General features: G+C 46.8%; 1 protein-coding gene. It reads right to left on the reverse strand.

Annotated elements, in window-relative coordinates:
• Positions 1 to 779: elongation factor Tu (locus ACP7BU_RS15335; protein ID WP_425880205.1), on the reverse strand; the 779-nt coding region annotated here is incomplete at its 3' end.
• Position 780 lies beyond the last annotated feature (1 nt).

The raw sequence follows: 780 nt of genomic DNA on the forward strand, positions 1-780 counted from the left end.
CCGGTTACTGTAGTAGTTTGAGTATCACGGATACCAACGATTTCTACAGACTCACCTACTTTAACGATACCAGTCTCTACACGGCCAGTTACTACTGTACCACGACCAGAGATTGAGAATACGTCTTCAATTGGCATAAGGAATGGAAGGTCAATTGCACGCTCTGGCTCTGGAATGTAAGAGTCAAGTGCTTCAACAAGCGCAACTACCGCTGGCTCGCCGTATTGGCTGTCATCACCGTTAAGCGCAAGAAGAGCAGAACCACGGATCACTGGAGTGTCATCACCCGGGAAGTCGTAAGTAGAAAGAAGTTCACGAACTTCCATTTCAACTAGCTCAAGAAGCTCTTCGTCGTCTACAAGGTCGCATTTGTTCAAGAATACAACGATGTAAGGTACACCTACCTGACGAGAAAGCAGGATGTGTTCACGAGTCTGTGGCATAGGACCATCAGTCGCAGCACATACAAGGATCGCGCCGTCCATCTGAGCAGCACCAGTAATCATGTTTTTAACATAATCGGCGTGACCCGGGCAGTCTACGTGAGCGTAGTGACGAGTTGGAGAATCGTATTCTACGTGTGAAGTATTAATTGTAATACCACGTGCTTTTTCTTCTGGTGCAGAGTCGATTGCAGCGTAGTCTTTCGCTTCGCCACCGAATTTCTTCGCACATACAGTTGCAATTGCAGCTGTTAAAGTTGTTTTACCATGGTCAACGTGACCAATTGTGCCCACGTTAACGTGTGGCTTATTACGTTCAAACTTAGCCTTAGCCATG

This window comes from Acinetobacter sp. 40AMC3-4, from assembly GCF_049898185.1.
GTDB lineage: Bacteria > Pseudomonadota > Gammaproteobacteria > Pseudomonadales > Moraxellaceae > Acinetobacter.